This is a genomic window from Caulifigura coniformis (assembly GCF_007745175.1).
Lineage (GTDB): Bacteria > Planctomycetota > Planctomycetia > Planctomycetales > Planctomycetaceae > Caulifigura > Caulifigura coniformis.
In genome coordinates this window covers 3764400-3784716 of record NZ_CP036271.1, presented here as the reverse complement: position 1 = coordinate 3784716, position 20317 = coordinate 3764400, and the positions used below count along the sequence as shown (strand labels likewise).

Annotated in this window: 16 protein-coding genes; 9 read left to right on the top strand and 7 right to left on the bottom strand. The window is 63.2% G+C overall.

Annotation, left to right across the window (positions count from 1 at the left end; translation table 11 throughout):
- The first annotated feature begins 183 nt into the window (after positions 1-183).
- From Pan44_RS28295 to Pan44_RS15235, 4 genes are all read left to right on the top strand, one after another.
- On the top strand, positions 184-282 hold the full coding sequence (locus Pan44_RS28295) for a 50S ribosomal protein bL37 (RefSeq protein ID WP_369299130.1): 99 nt from the start codon (positions 184-186) through the stop codon (positions 280-282).
- Between the two features lie 10 nt (positions 283-292).
- Positions 293-955, top strand: coding sequence for a sulfite oxidase-like oxidoreductase (locus tag Pan44_RS15245; RefSeq protein WP_145030876.1), 663 nt, complete (start codon positions 293-295; stop codon positions 953-955).
- A complete protein-coding gene (gene yidD / locus Pan44_RS15240) occupies positions 952-1236 on the top strand; it encodes a membrane protein insertion efficiency factor YidD (protein ID WP_145030875.1) in 285 nt (94 codons plus the stop codon). The genes Pan44_RS15245 and yidD overlap by 4 nt, the downstream gene beginning before the upstream one ends.
- 268 nt (positions 1237-1504) lie before the next feature.
- Positions 1505-3574: a carboxy terminal-processing peptidase gene (locus Pan44_RS15235; RefSeq protein ID WP_231754063.1), complete on the top strand. Its 2070-nt coding sequence runs from the start codon at positions 1505-1507 to the stop codon at positions 3572-3574.
- A gap of 73 nt (positions 3575-3647) precedes the next feature.
- Here Pan44_RS15235 and Pan44_RS15230 read toward each other — a convergent pair whose 3' ends face one another.
- Positions 3648-4043: a bis(5'-nucleosyl)-tetraphosphatase gene (locus Pan44_RS15230; RefSeq protein WP_197453349.1), complete on the bottom strand. Its 396-nt coding sequence runs from the start codon at positions 4041-4043 to the stop codon at positions 3648-3650.
- Positions 4044-4331: 288 nt separating this feature from the next.
- Here Pan44_RS15230 and Pan44_RS15225 point away from each other — a divergent pair, with 288 nt between their 5' ends.
- Entirely contained in the window at positions 4332-5804 is a 1473-nt protein-coding gene (locus Pan44_RS15225) for a sulfatase family protein (RefSeq protein ID WP_145030874.1), read from the top strand.
- Between the two features lie 69 nt (positions 5805-5873).
- Positions 5874-6719 (top strand): pantoate--beta-alanine ligase, encoded by an 846-nt coding sequence (panC, locus tag Pan44_RS15220; RefSeq protein WP_145030873.1) that lies wholly within the window; start codon positions 5874-5876, stop codon positions 6717-6719.
- A 42-nt stretch (positions 6720-6761) separates the two neighbouring features.
- Here the strand turns inward: panC and Pan44_RS15215 are convergent, their stop codons facing one another.
- Complete coding sequence (locus tag Pan44_RS15215; protein WP_145030872.1) at positions 6762-7601, bottom strand: sugar transferase; 840 nt, start codon at positions 7599-7601, stop codon at positions 6762-6764.
- Between the two features lie 389 nt (positions 7602-7990).
- Between Pan44_RS15215 and Pan44_RS15210 the strand changes: the two genes are divergently transcribed.
- The gene (locus tag Pan44_RS15210; protein ID WP_145035053.1) at positions 7991-8761 is read left to right on the top strand and encodes an ATP-binding cassette domain-containing protein; all 771 of its coding nucleotides are present in this window, start codon (positions 7991-7993) and stop codon (positions 8759-8761) included.
- A 31-nt stretch (positions 8762-8792) separates the two neighbouring features.
- The gene (locus tag Pan44_RS15205; protein WP_145030871.1) at positions 8793-11207 is read left to right on the top strand and encodes an ABC transporter permease subunit/CPBP intramembrane protease; all 2415 of its coding nucleotides are present in this window, start codon (positions 8793-8795) and stop codon (positions 11205-11207) included.
- An 18-nt stretch (positions 11208-11225) separates the two neighbouring features.
- Here Pan44_RS15205 and Pan44_RS15200 read toward each other — a convergent pair whose 3' ends face one another.
- From Pan44_RS15200 to Pan44_RS15190, 3 genes are all read right to left on the bottom strand, one after another.
- Entirely contained in the window at positions 11226-11636 is a 411-nt protein-coding gene (locus tag Pan44_RS15200) for an acyl-CoA thioesterase (RefSeq protein ID WP_145030870.1), read from the bottom strand.
- A complete protein-coding gene (gene ubiE / locus Pan44_RS15195; protein ID WP_145030869.1) occupies positions 11629-12375 on the bottom strand; it encodes a bifunctional demethylmenaquinone methyltransferase/2-methoxy-6-polyprenyl-1,4-benzoquinol methylase UbiE in 747 nt (248 codons plus the stop codon). Before ubiE ends, Pan44_RS15200 begins: the two co-directional genes overlap by 8 nt.
- Before the next feature lie 150 nt (positions 12376-12525).
- Positions 12526-14634, bottom strand: coding sequence for a bifunctional diguanylate cyclase/phosphohydrolase (locus Pan44_RS15190; protein WP_145030868.1), 2109 nt, complete (start codon positions 14632-14634; stop codon positions 12526-12528).
- Positions 14635-14939: 305 nt separating this feature from the next.
- Between Pan44_RS15190 and Pan44_RS15185 the strand changes: the two genes are divergently transcribed.
- The gene (locus Pan44_RS15185) at positions 14940-19205 is read left to right on the top strand and encodes a neutral/alkaline non-lysosomal ceramidase N-terminal domain-containing protein (RefSeq protein ID WP_145030867.1); all 4266 of its coding nucleotides are present in this window, start codon (positions 14940-14942) and stop codon (positions 19203-19205) included.
- Between the two features lie 34 nt (positions 19206-19239).
- Here Pan44_RS15185 and Pan44_RS15180 read toward each other — a convergent pair whose 3' ends face one another.
- Together Pan44_RS15180 and Pan44_RS15175 are read right to left on the bottom strand one after the other, a co-directional pair.
- Entirely contained in the window at positions 19240-19905 is a 666-nt protein-coding gene (locus Pan44_RS15180; protein WP_145030866.1) for a DUF3467 domain-containing protein, read from the bottom strand.
- Positions 19906-19915: 10 nt separating this feature from the next.
- The gene (locus Pan44_RS15175; RefSeq protein WP_197453348.1) at positions 19916-20254 is read right to left on the bottom strand and encodes a DUF3467 domain-containing protein; all 339 of its coding nucleotides are present in this window, start codon (positions 20252-20254) and stop codon (positions 19916-19918) included.
- Between the last annotated feature and the right edge of the window lie 63 nt (positions 20255-20317).

Here is a 20317-nt window from a genome sequence, read left to right as displayed (position 1 = left end):
CAGGCGCCAGCGAATCACAGGCCGCATTGCTGGCTCAGAGGTGGGGCAACCGTATCTTTGTCGCCCTTCCCAATTGGCACAACGGCTGTTACGCTCTTTCGCTTCACTGTGGACCGGTTTCGTCCCGATCTCAATGCAGGTCGGGTCGTGTTGTTTTGAGCGTTGATCAAGGTTGAGTCACCGATGGCGAAGAATGCAAAGAAACTGAAGCGGGCTAATCACGGAAAGCGCCCCGCCAGCCACAAGGCTCGGCGCGCAAAGCGTGCGATGATCAAGACTTAATCAGCAGTCGATGAGTCTTTCCGGACCCGATGATCCGAAGTACCAGTCCGGCAGTCCTCCCGAGCCCGGGAGCGTGGCGCCGGAGGTGATCGTCAGTCCGGACACGCGGCGATCGAACCGGATTCCACCGGGACAGGTCCGCACGCGCAAGTGGCCGGTGCTGCATGCGACGACCGTCCCCTCCATTCCGATTGCGGAATGGAGGCTGACGATTGACGGGCTCGTGGAACGCCCCCTGGAGTTCAGCTGGGAGCAGTTCCAGTCTCTCCCGCGGTCGAAGGTGTTCGCCGACTTCCACTGCGTGACCCGCTGGTCACGGCTGGGCAATCTCTGGGAAGGGGTGGCGGTTCAAACGCTGCTGCAGATGGCGGGCGTCAAGCCGACGGCCCGTTTCGTGATCGCGGGTGCTTACGATTCCGACTGGACCACCAACCTGCCGCTCCCGGAATTCGACCAGCCCGACGCCCTCGTGGTGGATCGTCACGACGGCGAACTGCTCGACGCGGATCATGGCGGGCCGGTCCGGCTGATCGTTCCGAGGCTGTACGCCTGGAAAAGCGCCAAATGGCTGAAGAGGTTGACTCTGGTCGCGGATGACCGGCCGGGCTTCTGGGAAGAGATGGGCTACCACAATTACGGCGATCCGTGGCGTGAAGAACGCTTCACCGAATGAGCGACGCCGTGGACCGTCCGGAATCGGGTGAAGAGTCTGGCCGGGAGTTGAACTGGCGGCATCCGGCCGACTGGCTGGCGCTCGTGCTGATCGTGCTCGTTCGGATCTATCAGCTGACCCTGAGCCCGATCTTCGGTCGGCAGTGCCGGTTCGAGCCGAGTTGCAGCCGCTATTTCATCGGGGCCGTCCGGAAGTACGGGGCAGTCGTGGGGAGTTGGAAAGGGATCTGCCGGATCGGGAGATGCCATCCGTGGCATCCGGGTGGCTACGATCCGCCGTGAGTGGCCAACCTGATTGGAAATGAAGGATTCCGGCGTGCGCGCGGGGGATGTGGTCCGGTCGCCGCGAGTCTGCGACCGCGACTTTCCGACGGAAACTGCATCTTGTTGGCTTCCCTCAGTTTGCCTACGATTCCGTGTCGACAAATCCTTCGTCGGCAGTGGATTTCAGGATGAAATGCCCTGCTACTCCGGCTTGCCGGTGTTGTCCGTTCGATTTTTTGCGAACGGCTCGATCGTCATTCCTTCCGATCAACCGAGGTCTCCCTCGATGATGACGTTGTCTCCGCGCACGCTGCGCTTTGTTGTCGGGTTCGCACTGTTTTCCGGCGCTGGATTCCTCGCCGCCCAGCAGCCCGCGGCCCCCGCCGCTTCCCCGGCAGATGCCCAGACCGCCCAGCTTGTGACCCAGCTGGTTCCGCGGTTTCACCTGCACCATCCGAAGATTGACGATGCCGCTTCGGTCAAGATCTTCGACGGATACCTGAAGCTGCTCGACCAGGGAAAAATGTACTTCCTGAAGTCGGATATCGATCAGTTCGCTCCGCACCGGCTGACGCTGGACGACGAAATCAAAGCGGGCGACGTGCAGTTCGCGTACACCGTTTTCGACATCTTCAAGCAGCGGCTGACCGATCAGCTGCAGAAGGCCCATCTGCTGATCGACCAGGATCAGGACTACAGCGTCGACGAGTCGATGATCACCGACTCGAAGGTTCTCGACTGGGCGGCCACGCAGGAAGAACTCGACGACCGCTGGCGCAAGCGGGTGAAGTTCGACATGCTGCAATACAAGTTGGACGAAGAGCCCCTCGACAAGGCCCGGGAGAAACTCCACAAGCGCTATCGCAATATTGGCCGGGTGATCGAGCAGACGACGCCCGACGAGAAGCTGGAGATGTACCTGACGTCGATGACGACGGCGTTCGATCCGCATTCGACGTACATGTCGCCGAGGAGCTGGCAGGATTTCGAGATCCAGCTGAAGCTGAGCCTGGACGGGATCGGCGCGGCGCTGCGTTCGGATGACGGATATACGGTGGTGGCGTCGATCGTTCCCGGCGGAGCGGCGGCCCTCGACGGCCGGCTGAAAGTGGGCGACAAGATCACCGGCGTGGACTCGAAGGGGAACGCCGAGATCGAAGATATCTACGACATGAAGCTGACCGAAGTGGTCCGCAAGATCCGCGGCCCGCGCGGCACTCCGCTGCGGCTGCAGGTGAAGCCAGAAAAGGGGGGGGACACCCAGATCTATCAATTGGTCCGCCAGAAGATCGAGTTGAACGAACAGGCCGTCAAAGGCGAAATCATCGAGACCGGCGCCCGCGTGGGTCGCGAGGGACGGATCGGCGTCCTCAGCATCCCGTCGTTCTATCGTGACTTCGAGCAGGCCCAGGACGGAACGGAAGGCTTCAAGAGCGCTGCGGCTGACTGTCGCAAGGTGTTCAAGGAAGTCTTCGCGAACCAGAAGCTGGATGCGATCGTCGTCGACCTCCGGAACAACGGCGGCGGCGCGCTGAGCGAGGCGATCGAAATCTCGGGACTGTTCATCGACCAGGGCCCGATCGTGCAGGTCAAGGAGACCGGCAGCGCGCCCAAGCAGCTGAACGACGAGGATCCGGGCGTGATCTATCGCGGGCCGCTGGTGGTGCTGTGCAACCGCCTGAGCGCGTCGGCCTCGGAGATTTTCGCCGGCGCGATCAAGGATTACCGCCGCGGGATCGTGATCGGGGACCAGACCACGCACGGCAAGGGAACCGTCCAGAACCTGATGGACGTCGCGCCCCGCGAGCCGTTCCGGCTGTTCCGCGGACAGGATCGCGGCAAGCTGAAGCTGACGATCCAGCAGTTCTACCGCGTGAACGGCGACAGCACGCAGAATCGCGGCGTCACCTCGGATGTGGTCCTGCCGTCGCTGCTGGACCATATCGATGAAGGCGAGTCGAGCCTCGACAACGCCCTGCCGTTCGATCACATCGAGCCGGCCCGTTACTCCGCAAGCCGCCTGGTCTCCAGCGACGTTGTCGCCAGCCTCCAGAAGCGAAGCGAACAGCGGGTGGCGACCGTGGAGGACTTCCAGAAGGTCGAGAAGGTGATCCGGCAGTACCTGGAGCGGAAGAACAAGAAATCGGTTTCGCTGAATGAAACCATCCTGAAAGCGGAACGCGACCTCGAGAAAGAAACGGCGAAGGACAATCCGAAGGATCCAGACGAAGTGAAGGCCAAGGATCCGAACGAGCCGATCTTCCCGAAAGGCTTCTACAACGACGAAGTGCTGAACGTGGCTCTCGACTACGTCGAAGCCTTCCCGGCCCTGGCGGCGAGCACGCGCCGTCCGTAAGACGCCCGGAGTCGAAACGAAGAAAGGCCGGTGAAAACACCGGCCTTTTTTCATTGTCTCCAGGCTTCGCAGTTCAGTTCCGCGTGATCAGGTATTCCTCGACCGCCTTCAGCAGGGGGTCGATGGTCTGCTCCTGCAGGCGATGCGGCGGCTGCCAGGGGAGCCAGGCGTAGGATGGGTGTTCCGTGGTCTTGATCTTCACGTCGTTGATCAATTCGGCGAGGAAGATCACGAGGGTCTTGATGGCCCGTCCGCTCTTCACCCGGTTCGTGCGAACGGGGTACTGGTGCATGAAGCGGAATTCAGGATCGACCTTAATGGCGTCGGCCGGAATCGCGGTTTCTTCCCACAACTCACGCAGCGCACACTCAAGGTCCGTTTCGCCCGGATCGACATGCCCCTTGGGCAGATCCCACCTGACCTTGTGCTTCATCAGGAGAAACTCGCGCAGCGGGCGTTCGCGAAGCACGAGAAACCCGCAGGACCGAACCGATTCCATTTCCTTTGCCATTACCGCGCGGTCCCGTCCAGATGCCAGCATCGAGAGCCGCGGGGAGCGTCCTACGGCCTTTCACTGGTCGTACTGTAACGGTCGAGTTCCGATCCGCGAACGTCCATCCGAGAATCTGCCGCTGGCGAGAGTCGTCCCGCAGAATCGACGAGTTTTTTCGATCCTGCGGCGGTTGACGGGGACGAAACGGCCCTCTTAACTGCCCGAAGACCCCGTCGCCCCGCGTTCCCCCAAGGACACAGCAGCATGCGCCCGCTCCTGATTCTGACGATGGTCTTTGCCGGGTCTGCCCTCCCGGCCGCCGATCGCCCCAACGTGATGATCGTGCTGTGTGACGATCTGCGCTGGGACACGCTCGGATGCGCGGGGCATCCGCAGGTGAAGACGCCGAACATCGATCGGCTGGCGAATGAAGGGGTCCATTTCGTCAATGCGTTCTGCACGACGTCACTGTGTTCCCCCAGCCGGGCATCGATCCTCAGCGGCCAGTATGCCCATTCTCACGGGGTCGTCGACAATTTCACGGAGTATCCCCGGAGCCTGGACAGCCTTCCGAGGAACCTGCAGGCTGCCGGTTACGCCACTGCGTACATCGGCAAGTACCACATGGGAGAGGAGAACGACGAGCCGCGTCCGGGATTCGACTGGTTCGTGACCCACAAGGGCCAGGGAAAATACTTCGACACCGAGTTCAATTTGAACGGGAAAGAGCGAAAGGTCGTTCCCGGCTATTACACGCACGTCGTGACGGAAATGGCCCTCGACTGGCTTCAGAAGCAGACGGACGAGAAGCCGTTCTTCCTCATGGTCGGCCAGAAGGCGCCGCACAGCTTTTACACGCCGGAACCGAAGTACGCGGATGCGTTTGAGAGCGTGGCGATCCCCTACCCCGATTCGGCCTTTGAGCTGGGCGACAATCCCGCGTGGTACAAGACACGGTTGTCGACCTGGCATGGGATCTACGGTCCGCTGTTCGACTACCGGAAGAAGTTTCCGGACTCGCGGCCCGAATCGGTGAAGCATTTCGAGGCGATGATCCGGGGGTACTGGGGAACGGTGCTTTCGGTCGACGACAGCGTGGGCCGGATGACCAGGGCGCTCGAGGAGGCCGGGCGACTCGACAACACGGTGTTCGTGTTCATGGGAGACAACGGCCTGCTGAACGGTGAGCACGGGATGGTCGACAAGCGGACGATGCACGAGCCGAGCATCCGTATTCCGCTGGTGATCCGCGCCCCGCAGCTGACGCCGAAGGACAGGCCCCGCAAGGAAACGGCCCAGGTGCTGACGCTCGACCTGGCGCCGAGCCTGCTGGAACTGTGCGGTGCCGCTCCGCTGAAGCAAGCGCATGGCCGGAGCTGGGTGTCCCTGGTGCAGGGAAAATCCAGGGACTGGCGCACCGGCTGGCTGTACGAATACAACTACGAGAAACAGTTCCCGTACACGCCGAACATCCGCGGAGTGAGGACGGACGAGTGGAAACTCATCCGGTATCCTCACGGCGACGGAGGCCCCGATCGACATCGGGCCGAGCTTTACGATCTCAAGAACGATCCTGACGAGCGGAAGAATCTGATCGATGATCCGACGCAGAGGTCGCGCATCGAAGAACTGAGCGCGCTGATCGCTGCGGAACTCAAGCGGACGGGAGCGACGCCGGACCGGATGCCGATCGACGCGGGGATCAAACAGGAACTGCCGGACCTGAAGATCCGGTGAGACCGCGTTTGGGCCCCTCCCGGGGTTTCAGAGTCAGCCAGCCGATTCCGGCGAACAGGTGAATTGAACATGCAGGTGATTTCCGAGACAGGTGAACTTCGTGAGGCCATCAAGGCGGCCCGCTCGCAGGGGAAACGGATCGGATGCGTGCCGACGATGGGGGCACTGCACGCCGGGCATGTCAGCCTGTTCCACGCCTGCCGGTCGCAAGCGAACTTTGTCGTGGCGACGATCTTCGTGAACCCGACGCAGTTCGCCCCCCATGAAGACTTCTCGAAGTACCCTCGCCCGCTCGAGAAGGACCTCGAGGCCGCGAAGCTCGCGGGAGTCGACCTGGTGTTCACCCCCACGAAGGAAGGCCTCTATCCAGAGGGGTACTCGACCTACGTCACGGTGGAAGGCGTGTCCGCGCCAATGGAAGGGGCGCTCCGACCGACTCACTTTCGCGGCGTCGCGACGATCGTGCTGAAGCTGTTCAATCTCGTCCAGCCAGATGTCGCGGTGTTTGGCGCCAAGGACTATCAGCAGCAGGCGTTGATCCGTCGGATGGTGAAGGATCTCGACGTGCCGGTGGAGGTCATCACCGCGCCGACGATGCGCGAGCACGACGGGCTGGCGATGAGCAGCCGCAACGTCTACCTCTCTGCCGAACAGCGGAAATCGGCCATCGCGCTGTGGGAGAGCCTGAACCTCGCCGAAGATCGCCTGCATGACGGCGAGACCGATATCCAGGCGGTGGCGGCTGCGATGCTGCAACACCTGCAGAAGGCGGCTGGAGTCGTTCCCGATTACGCCGTCATTGCCGACCCGCAGACGCTCCAGGAGCTAACCGCGCCGCAACCGCGGATGGTCGCGCTCGTCGCCGCACGACTCGGGACAACGCGGCTGATCGACAACAAGGAGATCGCGCTGTAGATCCGACGGGTTTGCCGGAATGCGGGCGTCCGCCCCTGAGGTTCAGAGAGCGCCGCTTCCGGTGAGGACTGTGCGAATCGTCCGGAACAGGATCTTGATGTCGTTCCAGAGACAGCAGTTCTGCAGGTAGAGCAGGTCGAACGCCACCTTTCGGCGGAAGCTCTCAATCTCGTTGTCGTAGCCGTTCACGATCTGCGCAACGCCGGTGAGGCCGGGCTTCAGCCCGAGGCGTTCCAGATAGTTCGGAATCTGCTCGGAGAGCTGTTCGAGAAACTCAGGGCGTTCCGGTCGAGGCCCGACGAGCGTCATTTCGCCTTTGAGGACGTTCCACAACTGGGGGAGTTCATCCAGCCGCGTCTTGCGGAGGAAGCGTCCGATGGGGGTGATTCGGGAGTCGTTCTTGCGGGCGAACTGCGCGCCGTCTTTCTCGGCGTCGACGCGCATCGTGCGGAACTTGTAGAGGGTGAAATGCCGGCCGTACGTCGGATTTCCGCGTCGGTCGTAGAGTGCATTTCGGCGTTCGTCGCCCGGAGGAGGAGGTCCGAGGTCGAGATGCCTGCGGTCGGCGGTGCGGAGGTTCAGGCCGACACGAGTCTGTCGGAAGATGACGGGACCGCGGGACGTCAGTTTGACGAGCAGGGCGGTCAGCAGCATCACGGGCCACAGGAGGGCCAGGAGGAGCAGCGAGACCCCGATGTCGACGGTCCGCTTCATCGTGCGGAGCTCCGGTCCGAGGCAGCGGACGTTCAGCCGCCGGGATCCGAGGTTGAGTCGCGTCAGCCAGGGGACATCGGGCATGAACTCCGACGAGGCGAAGTCCACGACGTCCGAGAGATCGGCGGGGTCTGCGTGCGGCGGTTTTTCAAGCAACTGTGAGGACATTTCGGCTTACAGACTGAGAGGCGGCGCGCTGTTCAAGATGCAGGAACCTGAAGACTCCGGATATGACGACTTTACTTCCAGTGGCTCATTCCGCCGGAACAGGCCGCGAGCTGCACAGGGATTTCCCGCTGGTTGAAAGACGACGTTGGCGAACAGAGCGCAATTGACGAATATGCCGAAACTTCAAATCGACGCGGATGTTGACATTTCGCCTCATCCGGCGGGCGGTTTCGCAACGTTCAGGAGCTGTCACGTTCCCTGACACGCGATTCCCGGGAAAGTCGTCGTTCACCGGAATCCCCCTCCGGGGCTGACGATTGCCTGAGCCAAGATTGGCCGAAGGGCGAACGCAACGAAGGAAACCCAGCAGGATGACCGACCGTCAGGCCATGATTTCCGTCGATCGGCTTTCCAAGAGCTTCGTCGATCTCAAGCGCGGAGCCGTGGCGGCTCTGGAAGACGCGACGTTCGAGGTGTATCCGGGGGAGGTGTTCGGGCTGCTGGGGCCCAACGGGGCCGGCAAAACGACGTGTCTGCGAATTCTCAGCACAGTGCTCCGGCCGACGGACGGCCGGGCGATGGTCGCGGGCTATGACGTGGCGACCCAGTCGAGCGAGGTGCGCCGGAACATCGGCTTCATGTCGGGCAATACGGGCATCTACGACCGTATGACCGCCTGGGAGCTCGTGCAGTACTACGGACGGCTCTACGGGATTCCCGAGGAGCAGTTGCAGGAACGGCTGGATCGAATCTTCACGACGCTGCAGATGAACGAGATCCGGGACGTGCTGGGGTCGAAGATGTCGACCGGCATGAAGCAGAAGGTGTCGATCGCGAGGACCATCGTTCACGATCCGCCGGTGCTCATTTTCGACGAGCCGACTTCCGGGCTCGACGTTCTCGTGGCGCGGGCGGTGCTGCAGACGATTGAATACCTGAAGGACCAGGGGAAATGCATCATTTTCTCGACGCACATCATGCGCGAGGTGGAGAAGCTTTGTGAGCGGATCGCCGTGATCCACAAAGGCCGGATCCTGGCGAGCGGGACGCTGGCGGAACTCACTGCGAAATACAATCAGCCGGATGTCGAAGAATTGTTCTTCGAACTGATCCAGCGACACGACCAGTCGCTGGCTGCGTCGGAAACGGTTGCTGTCTGATTCGCTGTTCGATTGATCGAAACGACTTTTCATGAACTGGCGTAACGTCAAGCTGATCTTCTGGCGCGAAGTCTCCGATCAACTGCGCGATCGTCGCACGCTGTTCATGGTGGTGCTGCTGCCATTGTTCCTGTACCCGATTCTGGGTGTCGGAATGATGGAGATGACGGTGACATTCACCGAACAGCCCCGCACGGTGGTGGTGCTGAACGCCGACGACCTGCCGGAGCCGCAGCTGATCAAGGAGGGCCGGTTCCTGGCGCAGTATTTCAAGTCGCCGGACGACCTGGACAAGATCCACGTGTTGACGGACGACGCCCGCACGAAGGCCGCCTCTCTTTCCGAAGAGGAACAGGCCTTTCTCGAGGGGGCGAAGGAACGCCTGCCGAAGATCGAAGAGCTGGGACGGCTGGTGCTGGAGGCGCGAAGCCTCTCTCCAAAGGCCGATGCGGCCCGCTCCGCCGAGATTTCCAGCCGGGCCGATGAACTGCGGACGGAGATCAGCAACTGGTTCGAGAACGCACCTGTCCAGGTGCTGGTGATCGTCCCTCCCGGGCTGAAGCAGCAGGTGAAGGAGATCAACGAGGCGCTTGCAAAGGGAGATCGCTCGAACGGGCCGCGCGAGCTGCCGGCCCATCCGATGCTTCTGGAGAACAGCGCCGACGAGAAATCGGCCATCGCGTTTCGCCGGGTGCGGGACGTCTTTTCTGCGTGGGAAGACGACGTTCTGCGATCGCGTCTGGAACAGGCGGAGCTGCCGCTGTCGATTTCCGCGCCGGTCGACCCGGTGACTGTCGACCTGGCCCGCAGCGAAAAGCTGTCGGCGAATGTGTGGGCGAAGATGTTCCCTGCCCTGCTGGTCATGATGGCCGTCACAGGCGCCTTCTACCCCGCGATCGACCTGGGCGCGGGCGAGAAGGAACGGGGCACGATGGAAACGCTGCTGATTTCTCCGGCGTCTCGCAAGGAGATCGTGACGGGGAAGTTCCTGACGGTGATGCTGTTCAGTATTTCGACCGCGCTCCTGAACATCGCCAGCATCGGTTACACGGGCAAACACATGTTGTCGGCCCGACCCGGCGGCCCGAATTCGGCGGCTGATGTGGCTTTCCCCGGCTTCGAGCCGCTGATGTGGGTCGTGCTCCTGTCGATTCCGCTGGCGGCGCTGTTCAGCGCTCTGAGCCTGGCGTTCGCGATGTTTGCCCGCAGCACGAAGGAAGGCCAGTACTACCTGACGCCTCTGCTGATGGTGACGATGGGGCTGATGATGTTCTCGTTGAATCCGGCTGTGGAACTGACGCCGTTTTACAGCGTGCTGCCGGTGGTGGGGCCGTCGCTGCTGCTCAAGGCGCTGATCCTCGGTTCGGCCCCGGGAGGGTCGCTGCCGTTCTTTGCCGTCGCCGTGACGATTTCGAGCATCTGTTACAGCCTGCTGGCGCTGTGGTGGGCCATTGAACAGTTTCAGCGGGAGGACGTGCTGTTCCGGGATGCGGAGAGGTTCGACCTGCGGCTGTGGTTCCGGCATCTGCTGAGGAAGAAGGAAGACACGCCGAGCTTCTCGGAAGCGCTGTTCTGCTTTGTGCTGATCCTGATGCTGCAGTTTGCGTCGTTCAACATCATGCGCGACCGGCTGCTGGACGCGCAGAGCGACACCATGGCGCTGCAGCTGCAGATGATCTACCTGCTCGCGACCGTGGCGACTCCGGCGCTGATGATGGCGGTGATGCTGACGAGCAATCCTCTGAAGACGCTGAAGCTGCGCGGCTGCCACCTGAAATGGATCGGCGCGGCGATCGTGCTGCCGGTGGTGCTGCAGCCGCTGGCGCTCGAGCTGCTGAGCCGTCTGCACTGGTTCTTCCCGCCGCTGCCGCCGGGGATGGACCGCATCATGAAATCGATGTCGACGCACGAGCTTCCGCTCTGGCTGCCGTTCCTGGCATTCGCCGTGACGCCGGCCATCTGCGAGGAGCTGGCTTTCCGCGGGTTCATCCTGAGCGGACTGCAGAGAACGCATCGGTACCGGCTCGCGGCAGTCATGTCGAGCATCGCGTTCGGCATCGTCCACATGATTCCGCAGCAGGTGTTCAACGCGACGCTGCTCGGCCTCGTCCTCGCGGCACTCGCACTGCGGAGCGGCAGCCTGATTCCGGGCATCATCTTCCACCTGATCTTCAACGGCCTCCAGGTGGTCGCCGCGCGGATGCTGACGGTCCCCTCAAATCTTGAGGCGCTGAAACGCTGGGGGATTTACGAAGCAGAGGCCACTGCGGCGTCTCCCCAATTCACATGGGGGCTGCTCGGCGGGTGTGCGGTGATTGCCGCTCCGCTTCTCTGGTGGCTGGTTCAGGGGCCGGTCGCCAAAGGCTGGCGGGACGCTCACTCGGGCAACGGGCAGGCTGCGAAGCCTTATGACTCCACCGTCCCTCCAGGCGCGACGACGGCCTGAACGCGCCGCCGGCGCCGATCATGTCCCTGGGACGAGGACGAACGATGCGGAGACGTGCTCCGGAATCCGGGTCAGCTTGCCGTCGCCGGTGCGGATGAAGGCCCAGTTCGTCTCCGCCCGCGCCAAGAGCCGATCGGTGGTCGAAATCTCGTAACGCCGCAGCGAGGTGACGCGCTGCATGTCGGCGACCCATGTCTTCACGACGATGCGTTCGCCTTCAACGGCGGGAAGCAGGTATTCGACGGTGTGCCGCCGGACAACCCAGGCGACGCCATGCTCGCGATAGCGCGACATGGGCCAACCCTGGGCCGTGGAATGGGCAATCGCCGCATCCTGCATCCATTTCACGAACGACACGTTGTTCGCATGGCCGAGGGGATCAATCTCGTCTGCGTGAACGGTGTGCTCGTGGAAATAGATGTCAGGCATCGCCGGCCGGCTTTCGCCCCCAGTAGAGCGTGGCGATGCCGAAGGTCAGCGGCTTGAATTGCGTCTTCTCGAGGCCGGCCTGTTCCATCAGGGCGGTCAGTTCCCGTCCGCAGGGAAACGCCGCGACCGACTGCGGAAGGTACTCATAGGCGAGATCGCGGCTGCCGGAGACGACCTGTCCGATCCGCGGGAGGACCGTCCGAAAGTAGGCCTGATAGAGGGCATTGAAGGCGCGGTTCTGGGGCTTCGAGAACTCGAGCACGGCGACCTGGCCTCCCGGCCGGCAGACGCGGACCATTTCCTTCAGGCCCCGCATGGTGTCGGCGACGTTGCGCAGCCCGAACGCGACGGAAACAATCTGGAAGCTGTCGCTCTCAAACGGCAACTCCTGGGCGTCTGCCACCAGGAACTTGAGCAGACCGGGCGGGACCTTCCCGGCGGCCTCCGCCTTTTCGCGTTTGGCGTTCGCCAGTTCGATCATCTCGGGGGTGAAGTCGGCTCCGACGATTGGCGTCTTGAGCTGGCCGGCGCGGGCATAGGCGAAGGCAAGGTCACCGGTCCCGGTGCAGAGGTCGAGAATCGGGGCGGTTCCTTCGGGCTTCACCAGCCTGACAGTCCGTGCCCGCCAATAGGTGTCCACGCCGCCCGACAGCGTGTGATTCAGAAGGTCGTATCGCGGAGCGATTCCACCGAACATGCGGCGAATACGATCGCCCGATTTATCAACTGCCGTTTCCACGCTGTCCGCCTGGTTACCGAATCACTGACCGCCAGTTCCTCAGATAAGAACCGCGGAAAGGCCATCAGCATAACGGGACGCACGCCCCCCCGGCAGCGTGGAGGGGAACTGCAGCGGGCCAGTGGCCCCCCACCGGCCGATCGCCGATTCTTACTCGGCCAGGCAGTAGGAACGGAGCAGTTCGACCACCTGCCCGGCCCTCTGTTGAAACTGGTTTTCGTCTTTCGGCTGACCGACGGGCCGCACGGAGACTCTGATCTCGCGGCGGCGGCTCACGTCCCGCTTTCCCATCCCTTTCACGGCGGCCGCGAGCTCCAGTTCGAGCTGAACCGGCTGTTTGAGCGAGGTTTTGCCCCATCCGGCGAGCAGGCGGGAGCGTCCGATGCGGATCCGGACTTTCTTCTCTTCCACCGCCAGCACGCGTCCCGCGTTGTCGTTCACAAAGCCGCTCAGCTTGGTGACAATGACGTCGGACGCATCGCAGGAGATGAACGACGAGTCGTACACGAAGGGGTCACAGGCAGGGACGAGGGTCTCCGCCGGTTCCGCCGCTGAACCGGGACCGCCGATGTGACAGGTCTTGTTGCGTCCGGCCCGCTTGGCTTCGTACAGGGCCTGGTCGGCACGTTTCATCAGGCATTCCGGGGTGTCGCCCTGCCGGATCTGCGCCACGCCGAACGAGGCGGTGACGTGCAGTGTGGGCTGATTGGTCACCCGCATGCCCATCACGCTGCGACGCAGGCGCTCGGCCCGCTCGACGGCCTGTTCGATGTTGGTCTCGGGGCAGAGGATGACGAACTCCTCCCCGCCGTAGCGTCCGAGGAGTTCGCCCGAATAGAGCTCGTCCTGGAGCAGCTGCACGAGATCAATCAGGACGCGGTCGCCGGTGCTGTGATCGTAGTTGTCGTTGATCGCCTTGAAGTGATCGATGTCGAGGAACACGACGCTGAGCGGCGGGGCATCGGTCCGTTCCGCCCAGGCGGCATGCAGCTCGTTCAGTTTTGCCTGCAGTGACCCGCGATTGGCGACACCTGTCAGGGGATCGCGCGTCGCCGCCCATTGCAGCTCGCGATAGCGACCGGGGTTCCGTTTGACGCCGGCCAGATTGCGGAAAATCTCGGCAGCTCCCTGCAGGCTGCCGTCATGGTCGAGCAGCGGAAGCGAAAGGATCTCGACGCTTTCACGGGAGTTGTCCTCACGGATCAGGTTGAACGTGGCCGAGTGGGGGCGGCCCGTCTCCATGACCTTGTAGAGCGGGTATTCCTTCTCCGGAATCTCTCTTCCGGCCTCGTCGACGAACCTGGCCAGGCGTCGGGACCAGATTTCCTGGAGTGCTTCTCCGGACCCCAGTCCGAAGAGGTTCTCGGACCCGCGGTTCCAGACGGCAAATTTCAGGTCGGAGTCGACGATGTAGAAGCCGTCATACAGCGTCTCGATCAGGTAGAGATACGAGACGATGTGTCCCATGGTGCTGGCCTGACGGACGGTCTCCCAGTCGACGACCGCGTTGACCGCGGTGGTCCGGAGGTCGAGCTCCGGGTCGAAGAGGAAACCTCCGTCGCTGTCGAGCCATCGTCCGAGGGCGAGCACGATGTTCCGGTCGAAGCGCCGCCCCGTCTTGCTGGTCAGGATGTTGAGGACTTCCATGCGGCTCAGGCCCCGCCGATAGGCCTGATCGTTGGACAGCGAATCGAAGGCATCGGCGACCGCGAGGATCTTGGCCCCCTGGCCTGAAATCCGGCCCGTCGACGAATCGCCTTCCGCGTGCGAGTACATCTCCGAAATGATCTGGATGACGGCGGGGTCGATACGACAGGCCTGCAGGAGCTGGATTCCGACGTCGTGCTGGGCCGACATGAAGTCGGATTCGTCGGGGCTGAGCTTGGCCGGCTTCATCAGGATGTGGTCGGGGACGCCGATCTTGCCGACATCGTGAAGCAGCGCGGCGACCTCGAGGACGCGGAGCATCCGCCCTTCCCATCCGAGTCGGCTGGCCATTCCGGTGGCCATGCACGAGACGCGGCGGGCGTGACTGAGCGTGGCCTCATCGCGGAACTGGAGGGCGGAAAGAATGCGCCGGAGGACTCGCGACGAAACGATCCCTTCGAGATCGTCGATTTCGTATTCGGGAGTCTGGCCGTCGCGCGCCAGGGAAAGCAGTGCCATGAGCACTCGCGACGAATCCATCGGATGGGCACTTCCCGCGGTGGGACCGACGGAAATGTACTCCTCCACCATGGAATTGAGGGCCTCGGACATCTCGTATGACTTTCATGGTGCGCCCGCTGATCCGCCCCCCTGGAGGATCAACCGCCGAACCCTACGTCATGTCCGGGGAAACCCGGCGAGAGGCGTGTTGCGGAAAGGCGTCCTCCCCGATCCCTCGTCGCGCGAATTCACAGAGAAGCGATTATGACGATTGTGCCGGCATCGTTTTCCCGCATGCGGCGTCCGGGTCCCGACTCGAATGCGGGACGGGAGGGTGGTAGCGTAATCGCGTCTGGCGCGGATCTGCGCGATCGAGAAAACGCCCGGCGACCCACATTCCCAGAGAGGTCGAGTCAATGCTGCGTCAGGTTCAGGTCACCTTGCTGGTCGCCGCGTTCGTCGCGACCGTCCAGCCTGTCGCTGGCCAGGAGTTCAAAGCCGGATTTTCCAAGGTGGACATCACGCCGGAAGAACCGGTCCGCCTGTCCGGGTACGCGGTCCGGACCGCGCCGATGGATGGAGTCGACGTCCCGATCTTTGTCCGCGGCGTGGCGGTGCAGCACGGGGACGGGCCTCCGCATGTGCTCCTCGGCGTGGAATCGATCGGATTTTCTGGAACGTTGAGCAAGGCAGTGTTCGAAGCTCTGCCGGAACCCGTCCGCGGCGACCGGGCACTTTTCGTGATGGCTTCGACGCATTCCCACACCGCGCCGCACGTCGCCGGGGCTCTGAGCAACCTGTTCTTCACCCCCCAGCCCCCGGAAGAGGCTGCCGCGACGGAGCGTTACACGGCGTTGCTCCAGGCCCGGTGCATTGAGGCCGCGAAGGCAGCGATCGCGGACCTGAAGCCGGCGAAACTTTCCGTATCGGAAGGCTCCGTTCCCTTCGCGAAGAACCGCCGACGCCCACAGACGGGCCAATGGGTGGGCCTGGGGGACTCTCCAGCAGGCCCGGTCGACCACGCAGTCCCGCTGATTCGCGTCACCGATCCGACGACCGGCAAGACGCGAGGCCTGGTGTTCAACTACGCCTGCCACTGCACGACGTTCGGCGGCACGCATAACCGGGTGAATGGCGACTGGGCCGGCTATGCAATGGCCAACCTGGAGGCTGCCGAGCCTGGGATCGTCGCCGTGTGCACGGTCGGCTGCGGGGCCGACGCCAACCCGATGCGCGAAGGCCCGATGCAGATGGAGCTTTCACAGCAGCAGGGGAAGATGCTGTCCGACGAAGTCACGAGCCTGACGAAGGATCAGGGCCGCGTCCTCACTGCCGCGCCGAAGGCGTCGTTCGGGTACGCCGGACTTCCGATCGACCGCCCGACGATTCCGGACCTGCAGAAGAACCTGAAGGACGCCAACACGGCGATTCGGAAACACGCCGAGCACATGATGGCCACGCAGCAGCGGATGGGGCGTCTGCCGGAGACTTACCCGATGCCGATCCAGACGTGGCGTTTCGGCGATGAGTTCACGATGGTGTTCCTGGGGGGGGAAGTGGTCGTCGACTATGCCCTGCGAATCAAGCAGGAACTGGGATTTCCGTCCAAGTACCAGAGCGCGAACTTCAAGGCTCCCCAGGAACCGTTGCCCTCGACCAAAGGGCCCGTGTGGGTGACGGCCTACGCGAATGACGTGTTCGGCTATGTCGCCTCGGAACGGGTTCGTTCAGAAGGGGGATATGAAGTCGACACGTCGATGATCTACTACCTCCAGCCGGGGCGCTGGTCGACGGGGACGGAGGAGGTGATCATGCGCCGCCTTCACGAGCTGCTGAAATCGTCGACGACCGACCGGGCTCTGTCCCTCGACGAGGCGCTCAAGTCGTTCACGATTCCGGCGGACATGGAACTGAGCATCGTGGCTGCGGAGCCGCTGATCTCCGACCCGGTCAACATGGCGGTCGGCGCGGACGGCCGGTTGTGGGTGGTCCAGATGGGAGACTATCCGCGAGGCCTTGATGATAAGGAACAGCCGGGAGGCAAGGTCGTCGTCCTGACCGATACGGACCACGACGGACGCTACGACGAATCGAAAGTCTTCCTGGAGGGGCTCCCCTATCCCACCGGTGTTTTTCCGTATCGGGACGGGGCGTTCGTCAGCGCCGCGCCGGAGATCTTCTTTGCGAAAGACACGGACGGCGACGGACGCGCCGATAAGCGTGATGTGTGGTTCTCGGGCTTCAAGCTGGCGAACCCGCAGCACCGCATCAACGGATTCGCCTATGGCCTCGATGGCTGGGTGTACGTCGCCAGCGGCGACTTCAGCGAGGACGTGGTGTGCCACAAGATGGGGAAGACGATCAACATGTCGGGACGGGACATGCGGTTTCATCCCGACAGCGGCGAGATGCAGACGGTGAGCGGTCGCTCGCAGTTCGGTCGCACACGCAACGACTACGACGAATGGTTCGGCAACAACAACAGCCTGCCGCTGTTTCATGTTCCCATGGACGATCAGGATCTCCTGCGGAATCCATTCGTCCCTTCACCGCCTCCTTATGTACTTCAAAGTGCGGTGGCCGCGGCCGTCTTCCCGACAAGCCGGACGGTCGACCGCTTCAACGATCTGGACCGGGCGAACCGGGTTACATCGGCGTGCGGTGCGGCGATCGCGAGGGACGCGCGGCTGGGCGAGGGTCTGGATGCGGCCGCTCTCTTCTGTGAGCCGGTTCACAACCTCGTCAGCCGTCTTTCGCTGACGCCCAAGGGAGCCACCTTCCAGGGGGGGCGTCACGCGTCTGAGGCCAGTTCGGAGATTTTCAGTTCGCGGGACAACTGGTTTCGCCCCGTCAAAGTGATCAATGCTCCGGACGGCACGTTGTGGGTCGCCGATATGTACCGGCATGTGATCGAGCATCCGCAGTGGATTCCGGAGGCCTGGCAGTCGCAACTGGACGTGCGCGCCGGCGCAGACAAAGGACGCATCTACCGACTGTCCAGCCGGGCACATGAGCCGGAGCCGATCAGCGACCTGTCGAAGCTGTCGATCCAGGATCTCGTGGGGGTCCTGCGCGATCCCAGCGGAGCGCGCAGGGATCTCGCCCAGCAACTGCTGGTGGAGCGGAATGATCACTGGGCCCTGCCCTACCTCGACGCCATCCTGGCGTCGGACACATCGCCCCCGGTGCTGATCCAGGCCATGGCAACCCGCAAGCAGCTGGCGCCCCGGGACGTCCTGCCGCTTTCGCCGCTTCTCGCGCACGCCGACCCGCGGGTCCGGCGGATCTGCGTCAACCTGGTGGGGCGGGATGAACCGAGCGATGCGGGACTGAAATCGTCGCTTCTCGAACTGGTGAGCGACCCGGATCTGCGAGTGCGGGTGCAGCTGGCAGTCGTCCTGGGAGGATGGAAGTGCGGCGAAGCGAGCCAGGCGCTGGCGGCGCTGGCACTGGCCGACCTGGAGGACGAGTGGATGCGGGCGGCCGTCCTGTCGTCGTCCCGGGGCAAGGCCGACCAGATCCTGGCGACGCTGATGAAATCGGCCGCGGATCGCGTCACCACAACGACGCTGGCGACACACCTGACCGCAACCGTCCTTGGAGACGACCCGGTGAGGGGGGCCAGGAAGGTCTTTTCCCTGCTGGGGGGGGCCTCGGGCTCCTCGGTCGAAAACTGGCAACTGCAGGTGCTGGCGGCGTGCCTGAACGGGCTGGCGCGGCAGAAGCAATCGCTGGATGCGATCGAAGAAAATGGTGGGAAGGAACTCGCGGCCGCGGTGAAGGCGATCGCCCCGATTTTCGAATCGGCCCGGAGCATTGCGGCCGATGACAGTGCGTCCCCCCAGCGGCGTCTGCTGGCAATTCCGGTGCTGGCACGCCGACGGGCGACCCGGGACGAGGACCTGAAGACGCTCGCGACCCTCCTCTCGGCGCGGCAGCCTGTCGCCGTGCAGAAGGGGGCCGTCGCGGCAATTACCAGCTCCCAGACCGCGACTGTTCCTGCGCTCCTGCTCGACAACTGGAAAACGCAGGAACCGGGATTGCGCCAGGATGTCCTGAACGCGCTGATCTCCCGCCGCGAATGGACGGCGGGGCTCGTCGAGGCGGTGGAATCGGGAGCGATCCGGCCGTCCGAACTAACCGCTGCGATCCAGTCGCGGCTGCTGCAACACCCTGACGAAGCGATCCGGCAACGGGCGTCGGTGGTGTTGAAGCCAGCTGCGGGGCGTCAGGACGTTCTGCAGGAATATGCCGGGGTTCTGACACTGAAAGGGGACGCGACGCGCGGAGCTGAAGTGTTCATGAAAACCTGCGGCGCCTGCCATCGGCTGCACGAACGAGGCAACGACGTCGGCGCAAAGCTGTCGTCATTGACGAACAAGTCGACGGAAAGCCTGCTGACGGCCATCCTTGATCCCAACCAGGCGGTGGAGGGAGTGTATGTGGGTTACGTCGCCGCGATGGCCGACGGGCGGACGTTCACCGGCATGATCGTGGAGCAGACGGCGACGAGCATCACGCTGGCGCGGCCGGACGGGCAGCGCGAGACGCTGCTGCGGATCGACCTGGATGAGCTGTCGAGCACCGGAAAGTCGTTCATGCCCGAAGGGCTGGAGAAGGAGTTGACGGCGCAGAACGTGGCGGACGTGATCGCGTTCGTGCAGGCCCCGAAGACGCCGTGAGCGAGCCTTCCGCACAGCGTGTTGAGTCCGCGGGCTAATTGCGTCCCGGGTCAGGGCCGGGGTTCAGGGAGCGGATGAGCGACTGCAGCAGGAGCGGGACGTGCGGCGCCGCGAGATAGACGCGGGCCGAGACGGCGCTCCGCGGGAAGATGTTGGTGATGAAATCGAAGCAGAATTCCGTTCCGGTGTGCCTGACGAGGACGGCGTTCGCATACGACCCGCTCAACATGGCGTCCGGAAGGCGCAGTTCGTCGTAGATATCTTCAATCTGCGGCTGGGCCGGCGACTGCGGCATGTTCTCGGGGTGCTGCGCCGCGGTCATTCCTCCTGCTCCGGCTGGACCCGGATCCTCTTCGGGCGGAGGGGGGGGCGGTGTCTCTTCCTGGACCTGCCGGACGCGCGGGAGCCGAGGGACCGGTCCGAAACGGGTCTCGAACGCCTGCAGGTTTTCCTGCAGCACCGCGATCAATTGCCGCGCGACGACGTGCGGGAGTATCACGCGGGCGACGATTCGGTTGGGCTCGCCGAATCGCAGTACGAAATCGAGAACGATTTCGTACGCGCCCGTGAGAATCATGGTTCCATTCGAGAAGACGCCGCGGCCGACGGCCTCGGGCACGCGGGCGCTCAAATGAGAATGGCGAACCTGTCCATGTAATGGGACGGGTTCGCCAGAATCGTCGTTTTCAGGGTGGGACATGAACCGGATGTTATCGCACCATCGCCGACATTTCCGGCTGCACGCGCTTCCGGACGTCCATTTCGAGCGTGCCGAAGACTTTTTCGTGCCGCTTGACGGTTTCCGCCAGGAGGGCAGCGAGCCGTTTGGCGGTGTAATGATTCAGAATGACGCGCTGCGAGACCTTGATCTTCTGGACCGGGCCGCCGGTCGGATCGGGATTGAGAGCGAGGTCGAGGATGACTTCTTCGGGGGTGGTGGCGACGCGGCAGAAGTTGGCGTAGAGCGCCTGGACCGTGGAATCGTCGATTTCCAAACGAACCTGCTGGCCAGCGGCCGCATCGGGCTGAGTGGGTTTCTCCTGAGACATCGCGGGCTCCCTCGCCATGGAAAGTGTATTCGGGCGCCGCGGCGAAACACCGGCCGCCACGGC

What these genes read in the sequence shown, in the direction of transcription:
- panC (WP_145030873.1), top strand. Translation starts at nt 5,874, where the DNA reads ATGCAGGTGATTTCCGAGACAGGTGAACTTCGTGAGGCCATCAAGGCG.
- Pan44_RS15225 (WP_145030874.1), top strand. Translation starts at nt 4,332, where the DNA reads ATGCGCCCGCTCCTGATTCTGACGATGGTCTTTGCCGGGTCTGCCCTC.
- Pan44_RS15190 (WP_145030868.1), bottom strand. Translation starts at nt 14,634, where the DNA reads ATGTCCGAGGCCCTCAATTCCATGGTGGAGGAGTACATTTCCGTCGGT.
- yidD (WP_145030875.1), top strand. Translation starts at nt 952, where the DNA reads ATGAGCGACGCCGTGGACCGTCCGGAATCGGGTGAAGAGTCTGGCCGG.
- Pan44_RS15185 (WP_145030867.1), top strand. Translation starts at nt 14,940, where the DNA reads ATGCTGCGTCAGGTTCAGGTCACCTTGCTGGTCGCCGCGTTCGTCGCG.
- Pan44_RS15205 (WP_145030871.1), top strand. Translation starts at nt 8,793, where the DNA reads ATGAACTGGCGTAACGTCAAGCTGATCTTCTGGCGCGAAGTCTCCGAT.
- Pan44_RS15215 (WP_145030872.1), bottom strand. Translation starts at nt 7,601, where the DNA reads ATGTCCTCACAGTTGCTTGAAAAACCGCCGCACGCAGACCCCGCCGAT.
- Pan44_RS15175 (WP_197453348.1), bottom strand. Translation starts at nt 20,254, where the DNA reads ATGTCTCAGGAGAAACCCACTCAGCCCGATGCGGCCGCTGGCCAGCAG.
- Pan44_RS15180 (WP_145030866.1), bottom strand. Translation starts at nt 19,905, where the DNA reads ATGTCCCACCCTGAAAACGACGATTCTGGCGAACCCGTCCCATTACAT.
- Pan44_RS28295 (WP_369299130.1), top strand. Translation starts at nt 184, where the DNA reads ATGGCGAAGAATGCAAAGAAACTGAAGCGGGCTAATCACGGAAAGCGC.
- Pan44_RS15200 (WP_145030870.1), bottom strand. Translation starts at nt 11,636, where the DNA reads ATGCCTGACATCTATTTCCACGAGCACACCGTTCACGCAGACGAGATT.
- Pan44_RS15235 (WP_231754063.1), top strand. Translation starts at nt 1,505, where the DNA reads ATGATGACGTTGTCTCCGCGCACGCTGCGCTTTGTTGTCGGGTTCGCA.
- Pan44_RS15245 (WP_145030876.1), top strand. Translation starts at nt 293, where the DNA reads ATGAGTCTTTCCGGACCCGATGATCCGAAGTACCAGTCCGGCAGTCCT.
- Pan44_RS15210 (WP_145035053.1), top strand. Translation starts at nt 7,991, where the DNA reads ATGATTTCCGTCGATCGGCTTTCCAAGAGCTTCGTCGATCTCAAGCGC.